Annotated in this window: 15 protein-coding genes, 1 pseudogene and 1 other annotated feature; of the genes and pseudogenes, 15 read left to right on the top strand and 1 reads right to left on the bottom strand. The window is 35.0% G+C overall.

All coding sequences use genetic code 11. The annotated features are described in order from the left end of the window. The first annotated feature begins 82 nt into the window (after nt 1-82). The 14 genes and pseudogenes from NST60_RS00525 to NST60_RS00460 all read left to right on the top strand — a co-directional run bounded on the left by NST60_RS00525 (nt 83) and on the right by NST60_RS00460 (nt 10,248). Complete coding sequence (locus NST60_RS00525; protein WP_341097953.1) at nt 83-331, top strand: hypothetical protein; 249 nt, start codon at nt 83-85, stop codon at nt 329-331. A gap of 117 nt (nt 332-448) precedes the next feature. Then, nucleotides 449-1,564, top strand: coding sequence for an IS4 family transposase (locus NST60_RS00520; RefSeq protein WP_100525938.1), 1,116 nt, complete (start codon nt 449-451; stop codon nt 1,562-1,564). 223 nt (nt 1,565-1,787) lie between these two features. Next, nucleotides 1,788-1,964: a hypothetical protein gene (locus NST60_RS00515; protein ID WP_341097952.1), complete on the top strand. Its 177-nt coding sequence runs from the start codon at nt 1,788-1,790 to the stop codon at nt 1,962-1,964. Nucleotides 1,965-2,239: 275 nt separating this feature from the next. Further along, a complete protein-coding gene (locus NST60_RS00510; RefSeq protein WP_016205285.1) occupies nt 2,240-2,884 on the top strand; it encodes a TVP38/TMEM64 family protein in 645 nt (214 codons plus the stop codon). 285 nt (nt 2,885-3,169) lie between these two features. Further along, nucleotides 3,170-4,168 carry a LacI family DNA-binding transcriptional regulator gene (locus NST60_RS00505; protein ID WP_341097951.1) on the top strand — a complete coding sequence of 333 codons (999 nt, stop codon included), beginning with the start codon at nt 3,170-3,172 and terminating at the stop codon, nt 4,166-4,168. 131 nt (nt 4,169-4,299) lie between these two features. Further along, entirely contained in the window at nt 4,300-4,869 is a 570-nt protein-coding gene (locus NST60_RS00500) for an alpha-amylase family glycosyl hydrolase (RefSeq protein ID WP_341099759.1), read from the top strand. Beyond that, nucleotides 4,847-5,680 (top strand): annotated as a pseudogene (locus NST60_RS00495) (IS4 family transposase); the annotation flags it as partial. The gene NST60_RS00500 and the pseudogene NST60_RS00495, both read left to right, overlap by 23 nt. A 169-nt stretch (nt 5,681-5,849) precedes the next feature. After that, nucleotides 5,850-6,488, top strand: a complete 639-nt coding sequence (locus tag NST60_RS00490) for an alpha-amylase family glycosyl hydrolase (protein WP_341099757.1) — start codon at nt 5,850-5,852, stop codon at nt 6,486-6,488. Next, nucleotides 6,481-6,951, top strand: coding sequence for a glucose PTS transporter subunit EIIB (locus NST60_RS00485; RefSeq protein WP_254415025.1), 471 nt, complete (start codon nt 6,481-6,483; stop codon nt 6,949-6,951). The genes NST60_RS00490 and NST60_RS00485 overlap by 8 nt, the downstream gene beginning before the upstream one ends. Further along, a complete protein-coding gene (locus tag NST60_RS00480; RefSeq protein ID WP_198013241.1) occupies nt 6,918-7,544 on the top strand; it encodes a PTS transporter subunit EIIC in 627 nt (208 codons plus the stop codon). The genes NST60_RS00485 and NST60_RS00480 overlap by 34 nt, the downstream gene beginning before the upstream one ends. A 16-nt stretch (nt 7,545-7,560) precedes the next feature. Beyond that, the gene (locus NST60_RS00475) at nt 7,561-8,223 is read left to right on the top strand and encodes a GH32 C-terminal domain-containing protein (protein WP_254416418.1); all 663 of its coding nucleotides are present in this window, start codon (nt 7,561-7,563) and stop codon (nt 8,221-8,223) included. A 168-nt stretch (nt 8,224-8,391) separates the two neighbouring features. Continuing rightward, entirely contained in the window at nt 8,392-8,622 is a 231-nt protein-coding gene (locus tag NST60_RS00470; protein ID WP_254415026.1) for a hypothetical protein, read from the top strand. A 106-nt stretch (nt 8,623-8,728) separates the two neighbouring features. Then, entirely contained in the window at nt 8,729-9,172 is a 444-nt protein-coding gene (locus tag NST60_RS00465; protein ID WP_016205291.1) for a hypothetical protein, read from the top strand. Nucleotides 9,173-9,852: 680 nt separating this feature from the next. Continuing rightward, on the top strand, nt 9,853-10,248 hold the full coding sequence (locus tag NST60_RS00460; RefSeq protein ID WP_341097949.1) for a hypothetical protein: 396 nt from the start codon (nt 9,853-9,855) through the stop codon (nt 10,246-10,248). Between the two features lie 56 nt (nt 10,249-10,304). Here NST60_RS00460 and NST60_RS00455 read toward each other — a convergent pair whose 3' ends face one another. Then, entirely contained in the window at nt 10,305-10,598 is a 294-nt protein-coding gene (locus tag NST60_RS00455; protein WP_016205293.1) for a hypothetical protein, read from the bottom strand. Between the two features lie 121 nt (nt 10,599-10,719). Continuing rightward, nucleotides 10,720-10,932: a binding site (T-box leader), on the top strand. A 65-nt stretch (nt 10,933-10,997) separates the two neighbouring features. On the opposite strand from NST60_RS00455, the gene argS reads away from it, so the two are divergent. After that, entirely contained in the window at nt 10,998-12,680 is a 1,683-nt protein-coding gene (argS, locus tag NST60_RS00450) for an arginine--tRNA ligase (protein ID WP_341097947.1), read from the top strand. The last annotated feature ends 92 nt before the right edge of the window (nt 12,681-12,772 follow it).

Below are 12,772 nucleotides of genomic sequence, written 5' to 3'. Positions count from 1 at the left end.
AATAGGTATGTTGAAGTTATGATAGAATGGACTATAATGACGAAAACGAACATATATTCTTTGTGGGTAAGGAGAGATATTGGTGAATACATACACTACTAGTGCATTAAATCAAATTGAAATAGCTTTAAACACGACAATAGAAATAATCGATGCTTTAGAAGAGACGGACTTACAAAAAAGACTATTTGTAAATAAACGTTCAATAGGTGAACTGTTAGAACATATCGCTGTTATTTGTAAAGCGGATTTTCTGATTTCTAACGGTGCAACACAAGAAGAAATGAATGACTATTATTCAAGTATTTCCACTAGTGTTGCGTTAATTTAATTTAACTATTAAAAATACTTGAAATGTTCAATTTTATCATTTTATGCAAAGAAAAAGTCCTTTATAATGGATAAGTTAGGTGGTAACCCGTCCAAATCCACTAAAAAGGACTATCGCATGGACAAGATTACACGAAAAACTTCATTTGGACAATGGTTTTCACCAATAAATCTTCAATTATTTGAAGAAAACGTGAAAACGTTGAAATTAGATTTCTATACGAAAAAACTAACGACAGAGTCATTTCTAAAATTATTACTTTTTGCGCAGCTAGAAGAAGTCGAAAGTCTGCATGCGCTGAGCGATTGTCTTTTCGATGATCAACTGCAAAAGGGCATTGATCTTGATTCTATCAGTATTTCCCAACTCTCACGCCGTTTAAATGGCATGAATCCAGACTTATTCCAAAAGCTTTTCCTTGATTTAGTTTCACAAATTCATGCCAAAACGCACAACACGAAACTTGTGATGCCATTAAAAATCATTGATTCAAGCACATTGCCTCTCAATTTGACTAATCATAAATGGGCAAAATTCCGCAAAACAAAAGCGGGTGTTAAATTGCACTTACGCCTTGTGTTTATGGAAAAAGGTATATCCTATCCCGAAAAGGCCATTATGACAACGGCCAAAGAACATGACCGCGGTCAGCTTGAAGTAATGGTTGATGACAAGGAATGTATGTATGTGTTTGACCGTGGTTACTTAGACTACGAACGCTTTGATCGGATGACAGATGACGGCTACTTTTTCCTTTCTAGGCTGCGAAAAAACGCAGTCATACGGGAGGTTTACGATTTTAAACTACCCGAGAATACATCTGTTTTGTCGGATCAAATGGTGTTGATTGGTACGACGCAAAACCGTGCCGAAAATTACTTTCGTCTTCTAAAAGTGATTGATTCAAAAGGAAATGAGCTTCATTTAATCACAAATCGTTTTGATTTAAGTGCTGAAGAAATCTCAAAGATGTATAAATCACGCTGGGCGATTGAGTTATTTTTCAAATGGATTAAACAACATCTCCATATCAAAAAGTTTTACGGCCAAAGCGAATGGGCAATTCAGAATCAAGTGTTTATCGCACTTATTGTTTTTTGCCTGCATGTTCTCGCACAAATCGAGACAAAAAGTAAACGAAAAACCCTACAAATTAGCCGATATTTACGGGCAGCTTTGTGGAAACCAGCACATATTTGGCTTCGAAAGATTGAAGGAAAAACCATTCCTTAATAAACAAATTGTCGTCGTCTCTTAAGTCTAATTGTAAAAAATTTCCAAATGGATGGATCCACCTTTAGTTGGGTATTTACTTTTTTGGCTCTTAACAGGGGACATATTTAAACTGAATATTCTAACAACATTTATGCAACACTAGTGAAGTATTTCATTAAAAAGCAAAAAGGATGTAAAAGAGGCTATTGTAGATAATTATCAATTTCTAAAAGATAATTATATGAATCTGGCAGAAACGCAATTACACGAGCATAGTACTTCCTATTGGGGAACAACTTACACAAAATATGAGTGGCTGATAGAAATAGTAGCCCATGTATATCACCATAGAGCTCAATTACATACAATGCTTGTTCACGGATATGGAAAAGAGTTAAATATTTTATTATTTGAATAAAAAGACTCTTACATTTACTTATCTTTGATGGGAAAATTAGCGCTTTTTTTCTGTGAACTAATATTTGTTTTAATGGCTTAATAATTCATAGAATACTACCTTTGATTCAAAAATGAAAGAAACGGGTAGAAAACTGATAATTATAAAAAAATTAAAATGAAGAATTTTGTAGTAAAATGAATCATCTAAAGTGTACCACTCTTTAGTATGCGACATATAATTTATGAAAAAGGTGATTTATTATAAAACATTTTTGGAAGCCATTCACATTTTTTGTGACGATTAGCCTCTTTATTATATTTTTCCGTTATACAGATATCTTTCAGGCGATTCGTCAAGGGGAGATTGATTCAGTCACTTCTGTATTTAAAAATAATCTTTCTTATGCACTTATTGTAAGTTTATTCATTATGATTATTCAGAATAGCTTTACTGTTATTCCTTTAATTTTGGTGATTACCCTCAATTTTTACTCATTTGGCTTCTTTTATGGATTTCTATGGAGCTGGTTCTCTAGTGTAATAGCAGCGATGATTATTTTTTATGCCACTCGCTTTTGGTTCCAAGATTTTGTGATTAGCAAAGTTCAAAAACATCAAGAAATGTTGGATAAAATTGAACAAAAAGGGATGCGATATGTCGTATATGGCAGAATTTTTCCTTTTTTCCCGACAAGTATCTTAAATATCATTGCAGGTGTTAGCAACATTTCTATTCGTCCCTTCACAATTGGTACAGCAATAGGCAACTTCTTTTACTTTTTTGTACTTGCATTAATTCCATATGGCGTTTTCTCCACAGATATTAATCCACTAGCATTAATCATTATTGTTTTACTGATTACTGGAGTTTTTTATTATTTTAACAGAAAAAAGCCATCATTGATGGAAAGAGTAAAGGAAATAAAGCGAAGAGCGTAACAAAATTTCTCGAAAGGTAGGCTTCTACTTTTCGGGTTTTTTATTAGTATTTTATAAAAAGCAAGAACAAAAGGGGATTAAAAGAATAAACAGTAGGTAGATTTGGGAAATAGGAGAAAATGAACTTGCTATATTTCAAAAAAAATAGTTGTCAGATACAATAAAATAGGTGAAAAGTGGAGTGAGTGTTATAGTAAATAAAGACGTATTTTTTCTTGACAATAAGTAAAAAAGAAATTATAGTAAATATGAAATCGATACCATAGAAAGAGAGGAATGCTCTTTATGGCTACAATTAAAGATGTGGCAAAAAAGGCAGGACTATCTGTTTCAACTGTTTCTCGATATCTAAATAATCATCCTTATATTTCCGACGACAAACGTGAAAGAATCAAAAAAGCCATGGATGAGCTTAATTATACTCCAAGCTCTGTCGCCACACAGTTGCGATCTAAAAAAGGTACAATGATTGGAATTTTGGTATCTCGTATTACCAATCCATTTTTTTCATATTTAGTTGATTCAATTGAGAGGCAAGTGAAACTACATGGCTACAATGTTTTAATTATGCAAACATATGATGATAAAAATGCAGAAATCAGAATGTTGGAGATGCTAAAACAGCAAGTCATTGCCGGGTTAATCATGTGTTCAGTAGAAGGCGATCCTACTATCATTGAATCTTATCAGGAATTTGGACCAATAGTTTTGTGTAACGAACAAATTTCTAGTTCCACCATTCCACAAGTTTTTACCAATCAAGAAAAAGCCACCTACGATGCGACTAATTATTTGATCACAAAAGGTTACCGCAAAATTGCCTATTGTACAGGTGGTAGCTTAACTCGTGGAGGACATGGTAATGCTCGTACCAGTGGATTTGAAAAAGCATTAACTGAAAGTCAGTTACCAATGAAAATTGATTGGATATTTAAACAGGTGCATACAAATAAAGATGGTCAGCAAATCGCTAATAAAATCTTGGCACTACCAAAAGAAAATCGTCCAGATGCAATCTTTACTAGTAGTGATGAAGTTGCAAGTGGAATCCTCCAAATGATGATTAAGGCAGGGAAGAAGATTCCAGAAGATTTAGCAATCATGGGTTTTGACAATCAACCATTTACGGCATTGTTAACAGTACCATTGACAACGATCGCTCAACCAGTAGCGACGTTGGGAAAAGAATCGACTAATTTGTTAATTGCTCTTCTTGAAGATAGAAACTATCAAATTGATCATTCAGAATTAAATTTAGAGTTAATTATCCGAGAATCTGTGTAAGCAGGTTCTTTCATAGCACACATGTGGTATCGATACCATAAAAGGAGGAGTAAAGAAAATGGAAAATTATTTTCCAGAAAAAGCACCAAAGATACTAAAGGAAAAACCATTTTGGTGGAAAAAAGAGCGGAATTAAAATAATTTTAGATTTAGTTGTTAATCACACTTCTGATAAGCATGTATGGTTTCAATCAGCTCTTAATGATTCAAAAAGCAACTATCGCAATTATTATATCTTTAAAGAAGGAAATAATGGAAATCCCCCAAATAATTGGCGTTCTATCTTTGGCGGTAGTGTTTGGGAGAAAGTTCCGAATGAAGAAAATATGTATTACTTTCATACATTTGATAAAAAACAGCCGGATCTTAATTGGGAAAACCCAGTTCTTCGTCAAGAAATCTATGATATGGTCAACTGGTGGTTGGAAAAGGGTATTTCAGGCTTTCGAATTGATTCGATTACTTTCATTAAAAAGGATCAAGACTATACAGATGTAATTCCAGATGGTGCGGACGGATTAGCTAGTGTAAAACATAAAGGCCGTAATCGTCCTGGTATTAAAGACTTCTTGAGTGAATTAAATCGGGAGACTTTCCAAAAATATGAATGTGTTTCGGTTGGTGAAGCTCCAGGAGTTACGTATGAAGAATATGATCAATATATTGGTAATAACGGTTATTTCAAAAAGACTTTTCCTTGATTTAGTCGGACAAATTCACGCCAAAACACACTACACAAAACTTGTCATGCCGTTAAAAATTATTGATTCAAGTACTTTGCCACTAAATTTGACCAATCATAAATGGGCGAAGTTCCGCAAAACTAAGGCAGGCGTAAAGTTACACTTACGCCTTGTATTTATGGAAAAGGGAGAATCCTATCCCGAAAAAGCCGTGATGACAACGGCAAGCGAACACGATCGTGGTCAACTTGAGATTATGGTTGACGATAAAGAATGCATGTATGTGTTTGACCGAGGTTATCTAGACTACGAGCGTTTTGATCGCATGACCGATGAAGGCTACTTTTTTCTTTCTAGGCTACGAAAAAACGCAGTCGTACGGGAGGTTTATGATTTTAAACTACCCAAGGATTCATCTGTTTTGTCGGATCAAATGGTGTTGATTGGTACAACTCAAAACCGAGCTGAAAACTATTTTCGACTTCTAAAAATAATAGATTCAAAAGGTAATGAACTTCATTTAATCACAAATCGTTTTGACTTAAGCGCCGAAGAAATATCGGAAATGTATAAATCACGATGGGCAATTGAGCTGTTTTTTAAATGGATTAAACAACATCTCAATATCAAGAAATTCTACGGTCAAAGTGAATGGGCGATTCAAAATCAAGTGTTTATCGCACTTATTGTTTTTTGTCTTCATGTTCTGGTACAACTCGAAACAAAAAGTAAGCGGAAAACCTTGCAAATTAGCCGTTATTTAAGGGCAGCATTGTGGAAACCAGCACATGTCTGGCTTCGCAAAATTGAAGGAAAAGCCATCCCTTAATCAACAAATTGTTGTCGTTGCACAGGTCTAATTGTAAATAAATTTCCAAATGGACAGGAGCCGCCTTTAGAAAGGTAATTACTTTTTTGGCTCTAAGTAGAGTAAACAATTAAACTGAAAATTATGACACTATTTACGCAACACTAGTGATGAAAAATATCAAAATGAAATTGGGGCGAAGGCGTTAGGTACTTTGTTTTTCTTTCTTAGAGGAACGCCGTTTATTTACCAAGGACAAGAACTAGGAATGAAGAATTTTAAACGTGGAACAATCGCCGATTTTAATGATGTATCAAGCATTGATAATTATCAACGATCCATGTTAGAAGGCTATACTAGTCAAGAGGCATTAGAGTTTGTTAATCAGCGTTCACGAGATAATAGTAGAACTCCATTTCAGTGGAATTCTAGTGAAACAGCTGGCTTTAGCGAATCTACTGTTCCATGGTTAAAGTTGGTTGGGGATCACACTACAGTAAATGCTAGAGTACAATTGGAAAAAGAAGATTCAGTACTCTGTTATTATAAAAAAATGATTCAATTAAGAAATAAGTCTAAATATCGCGAAACGTTGATTTATGGAGAGTTTGTTCCTATGAATACGACAGATCACATTATTGCATATGAACGAATTGGCAGAGAGACGATTCAAGTAATAATTAATTTATCCAATCAAGCATCTCTCATCGAGGGCCTTAGTGGAGAGATTCTATTAAATAACTATTCAGAGATAACTTATGAGAAAAATGGCTTAACATTACAACCATATCAAGCACTTGTGCTAAGAAAGGAAGAAAACAATGGCTAAAAAAACAAACTACCAAGATATTGCGAAAAAAATTGTTGCAGTAGTCGGAGAAGATAATATCGTCTCCGCTACACACTGTGCTACCCGTCTTCGCTTACAAGTCAAAGATCGTAATGTCATTGATGATTCACAAGTTGAAGAAGTAGATCAGGTAAAGGGTGTGTTTTATAATGCAGGGCAATATCAAATAATTTTGGGAACAGGAATTGTTAATAAAGTTTATGCCGAAATGCAATCGCTTTATTCTTATAAAGAAAATTCAAAAGATGAAATGATGAAAGATGGTTCTTCTAGGCTGCAACGTGCTGTTCGTAATATTGCAGATATTTTTGTTCCCATTATCCCGATTTTAGGAGCAACTGGTCTTTTCCTAGGATTAAAGGGCGTGCTCTTTAATGAAGCTGTATTAAATGCCATGGGGTTATCATTTTGGTTTCAGTTTTCATTGCTTTGTTTATTTTAGGTCCATTAGTTCATGGTTTTGAATCACAGGCAGTCAAAGTAATTGAGCTGTTTTTACATTTACCATTAGGAATTGGCGGATTAATCATCGGATTCCTTTATCCGATTGCTGTCATGACAGGGATGCACCATATGTTTATTATGATTGAAACTTCTTTAATTGCTTCAACTGGGTTTAATCCTTTGATTACTGTTTGTGCTATGTATGGTTTTGCCAATGCTGCTGTTTGTTTAGCCATTGCCTTGCGAACCAAAAATTCCGCGGTTAAGACGGCTGGAATATCGGCGACTGTAACACAGTTGTTAGGTGTTAGTGAACCAGCATTATTTGGAGTTGTCATGCGGACAGGTATGAAAGCGATTGGTGTAATGCTTGCAAGCTCAGCAATTGGTGGGATGGTACTATCGTTTTTAGATATCCAAGCAAACAGCTACGGGTTAGCGGTGCTTTTATCCCCGTTAATGTATATTTATAGTCCTTATCAGGTAACTACTTATTTATTAGTTGGAATTGGAACCGTTATCTTAGCGTTTGTTTTGACAAATCTAATAGTTTTCAAGAAAGAATCAACTATACCACAGGAAAAACTTTGATTATGAAACATGTAAAATCAATCATGTTCAAGATTTGACTCTGTTAGATGAGGGATTTGACCTATATGCAACACAAGCATTTAATGCACCAGACGGACGTTGTCTCAGCATTGGTTGGATTGGTCTACCGGAAATGGAATATCCTACTTTTAAGGATGGGTGGGCTCATTGTCTAAGCTTAGTAAAGGAATTAAAGTTGATTAACGGTGAGCTTTATCAATATCCGGTAAACGAAATGAAAAAGTTACGAAATGATGAACAGAAAGTTGTCATTAATGACAAAATGATTACTTTAGAAGAAACGAAAAATTCTTATGAGTTGCAAATTAGGGTGCCAAGTAACAGTAAAGGACATATAGAACTTTTCGGAAATAAAGATCGAGATCATTTTCTATGTTTAGAATATGATACTGTAAACGGAAAACTCAAATTAGATCGCTCTCGTACGTTCAATCCTATTAATCTTAACTATGGAGAGGAAAGAAGCACGGATCTAAAGAAAAACGAAGAATTATTATTATCGATTTTTGTTGATCAATCGGTTTGCGAAATCTTTATTAACAATGGGCAAAAGGTAATGACCACTACTTATTATCCCGAACAAGGTCAAAATAATGTTTATGTAGAAGGGGATATGGAGTGCTTAATAACATATTTTCCTTTTAGCAAAACAAACTGAAAAAAATGAAGGTTGTCCGTGTATTTTAATTGAATGGAAGAGCTAACAAAATTTCCCGAAAGGTAGAATATCTACTTTTCGGTTTTTTAATTGTAAAAATTATGAAACTATTTTGGGAAAGGTTCGTATATAAATTATCAACTACATAGGATAAGGGAGGAGCAAAACATGGTTGGAATTATTATTTTACTATTTTTAGCAATTATAGTGGCATCTGTTTTCAGTGCCTCATCCAAAGGAAAGACAAATAACATAAGCAATCATCATAATAATCATTATTATCCACCATTTACAGGCGGATCAACAGAAAGCTCAAATGCATCTTTCTTTGATGGAGGAAATGATTGTGGTGGTTCCTCTTTTGATAGTGGAGGAGATTGTGGAGGCGGTGGAGAATAGAAAAAATATCTATTGAATTTTCTATTTATAATGAAAAATCGAAACTTTTCTACAATATCAATCGTCCAATAGTAAAAGAGTAAGGAAAGGTGGCAAAATTGTTCGTATGTTTATGATGGTAACAATGATAGGATTTATTTTCGTCTTTATATGGTTACTAATGGATACGATGTATTTTTCAAAACCACCAAAACCTGAGGTATCATGGAAGAATAACAGAATTCCAACAACAATTGGCTCGAATTGCTGGCAAGGTTCATTAAAAGGATCCTGTGTCGATTACGTCTATGCATCTCCTTGGGATATGGGGTTAAGGAATGGCTCTGTGACAGTGGAACCGAATTCAACGATTACAATTGATTTTAATAAGAAACCATTAGACGGCTCATTACAAGTTGCTGAAGTATTTGAAGATGGAGAAGAGGAATTTATTGAGATAGACAGAAATACAATGACTGTACCAGCCCAAAAAGGAACATATGTCTATATGATTTATGCAAAATGGGATCAAGGCAACCCCAATTACACATTTTCCATAAAAGTCGAATAGGTTGTCTAAGACCCGCAAAGATGGGGACTAGACAGCCTATTTTACTGTGATATTACTACATACATAATATTTTTGACAAACTACAAGGAAGGGAATGGAATGAAAAAAATCCAATATTGAATTTATTGATAGCATTAATTTTTTTGTTATTATTGGTAGTTTCTATGAAACTATTTGACAATTATTTAGCTGCACTTATTATTTTTTTGGAACTTTGTAAGGAAAAGAAGCGTTCATAAGCAGAATGAAAACCATTTTCTCAGCGAAAGTAAGGAAAAAAAGCGTTCATAAGCAGAATGAAAACCATTTTCTCAGCGAAAGTAAGGAAAAGAAGCGTTCATAAGCAGAATGAAAACCATTTATTCAGCGAAAGCAAGGAAAAGAAGCGTTCATAAGCAGGATGAAAACCATTTTTCAGCGAAAGTAAGGAAAAGAAGCGTTCATAAGCAGGATGAAAACCATTTTCTCAGCGGAAGCAAGGAAAAAAGGCGTTCATAAGCAGAATGAAAACCATTTTTTCAGCGGAAGCAAGAAAAAAGGTGTTCATAAGTGAGATGAATGCAAAAAATTGGAGAAAAGAAAGGAAAAGGTCACCATTTCTCTCTATCTATCAAAAACTTAAGAAAAAATTAAGGCAACTCTCGCATAATGTAATTAGATTACAGATAGGAGAGATGAAAGTGAAGAAAATACAAAATTGGATAGCTATCCTTGCGATGTTATTTTTATTAACTCAATCAACAATAGGAGTTGTAGATTATGTAAATAAAGATGAACCTTCCCAAAGGATGGGAATGATGGGACAACCACCTAATGCGGCTACTGCTTCGACAAATACAGATACCAATACAGACGCAAATAGCAATACAACAGAAAATGATAATTTTTCAGCCGATACTCAAAATGACATGATGCCGTTTAATGGGATGGAGGAAAGAGGCGGTGCACCGATGGATAATAATGATAATACAGCAAGTTTAATAGGTTATATTGCAGGAATTGTTATTTCTCTGGGTGGTTTAGTCGTAACATTTCTTAATTGGAGAAAAAATAAACAAATCGATATCGCAGAATAATTTAGATTGGCAGCAACCAGACTATCTATAGTCTCATGCTGCCTTTTTTCATTTGGTCAATAATATGGGTAATTGCCGTAAGTAGAATAGGCTGGATTATTTCCATATGGATACGAGTAAGGAGAGAAAGGTTGACCATAATTCCATAGCTGTTGATATTGTCCAGGCGTATGGTGAAAAGGAGTTATCACAAGTGGGTTACCTGCAGTAAATCCAGTTGGTGTTATAGCACCAAGGGGGATTGCCCCAACTCCCACCGCACCATGACCGATTACTGGAGCTGCACCGGCAAAACCACCAACGCCAACCGGTCCAACATGGCCACCATAAGCTCTATTTGTAGGATTCATTTTTATTCACCTCCTTCCTTACTATATGTAATTGGAAATGATTGGCGCTTGCCTATCTATGATAAAAATAAAAAAGTATTGGATTCTTCCGAAAAGTGTGTGTATAATAAGAAAAAAATATAGGGAATCGTAGAAAAAGAGAGTAGCTGTTTGCAAAGCGATAGCGAATTAGGGACGGTGGAAGCCTAATGTAGAGCAAGCAGTGAAGCGCACTTTGGAGATATCATGCTGAACACAAGTAGGGATGATCGGTGACAGGCCGTTAACTGATTTAAGTGGTTATGAAAATAACAATTAGAGTGGTACCGCGGGAATTCAAGCTCTCGCCTCTTCGTATAGAAGAGGTGGGAGCTTTTTTTATTGGATTTTATTTCAACATGATGGCAAAGGAGAATATAAATGAACATCAAACAAGAAATAGCAAACGTTTTAGAAACACAATTTAATCTGGAACTAACGAGAGAAACAATAGAACAATTATTAGAAAAACCAAAATTTGCTCATTTAGGAGATCTTGCTTTTCCGTGCTTCACCCTTGCGAAAAAAATGCGCAAAGCACCACCACTCATTGCAAAAGAACTTTCTATAAAAATTGAATCGCCACTGGTTGACCATGTCGAAGTAGCAGGCGGTTATGTCAATATATTTTTAAATCAGCAATTGGTTGCTACTAAAGTAATCCATGAGATTTATGATCAGAAGGAGCATTATGGAGATTCACCGAACGATAAAGGGATAATGACGATTGATCTGTCTTCCCCTAATATTGCAAAACCATTTTCTATGGGGCATTTACGTTCTACAGTTATCGGAAATGCACTTGGTCTTATTGCTGAAAAAAGTGGTTATACACCAATCCGTATTAATCATCTTGGGGATTGGGGAACACAGTTCGGTAAGCTAATAGTTGCTTATCGTCTCTGGGGGAACGAAGAAGAAGTACAAAAAAATCCAATTAAAGAATTATTAAAGCTATATGTCCTGTTTCATGAAAAAGCAGAAGAAGATCCTTCCTTAAATGAGGAAGGAAGAAAGTGGTTTAACTATCTGGAGCAAGGAAATGAAAAAGCACTCCAATTATGGGAATGGTTTCGTAAGGAATCCTTACAAGAATTTAATAAAATTTATGCTTTATTAGGTATTACATTTGACTCCAGTGATGGAGAGGCATTTTTTAACGACAAGATGGATGCAGTCGTTGACTTATTAAAGGAAAAGGAGCTTTTAGTAGATTCGGAAGGAGCACAAGTTGTGGAACTGGAGGGCTTTCCTCCTTGTTTAATCAAAAAGAGTGATGGAGCAACCCTTTATGCAACACGAGATTTAGCCGCAGCTATTTATCGTCAGGAGAACTATCATTTTGTCAAAAGTTTATATGTAGTTGGCAATGAACAAACCCTACATTTTAAGCAATTATTTCAAGTATTAGAGAAGATGGGGTATGACTGGGCAAAAGGAATGGCTCATATTCCATTTGGGATGATGTTAAAAGACGGAAAGAAAATGTCAACGAGAAAAGGAAAAGTTGTTTTACTGGAAGAAGTTCTGCAAGCAGCAATTAAATTGGCAGAGCAAAACATCGAAGAAAAAAATCCATCACTAGAAAAGAAGCAAGAGGTAGCAAAACAAGTTGGAACGGGAGCGATTATTTTTCACGATTTAAAACATTATCGTTTAACGGACATTGAATTTTCTTTAGAAGATATGCTTAAATTTGAAGGGGAAACAGGTCCGTATATTCAATATACACATGCAAGAGCTTGTTCTTTATTACGGAAAGGGCAGTTTTCCTTTCCGGCAAATATAGAGGGATTACAGTGGGATCATGTAAGTTTTTCCATTATAAAATTATTAATGGATTTTCCAATTAGCGTGGAAAAAGCGATCGAACAGTATGATCCTTCGGAAATCGCTAAGTATGTCATCGACTTAGCTAGAGCATTTAATAAGTACTATGCACATGTGCAAATTCTAGAGGAGGATAACGAAAAACAAGCTAGACTAACTCTCGTCTATGCTGTAACACTAGTATTAAAAGAAGGGTTGCGATTGCTTGGTATTGCTGCTCCAAAAGCCATGTAACCGTCTGAAAAAATAAAGGAATTTCTTGAATAAAGAAGAATAATTTTGGCTACAATAGGGAACAGCTCAAACATTTGTCATAAAATGTTCAC

The sequence above is a fragment of the Niallia sp. FSL W8-1348 genome, from assembly GCF_038006745.1.
Taxonomy (GTDB): Bacteria; Bacillota; Bacilli; order Bacillales; family Cytobacillaceae; genus Niallia; species Niallia alba.
The sequence above is the reverse complement of the archived record's forward strand: the minus strand, read 5'-3'. Positions and strand labels throughout refer to the sequence as shown.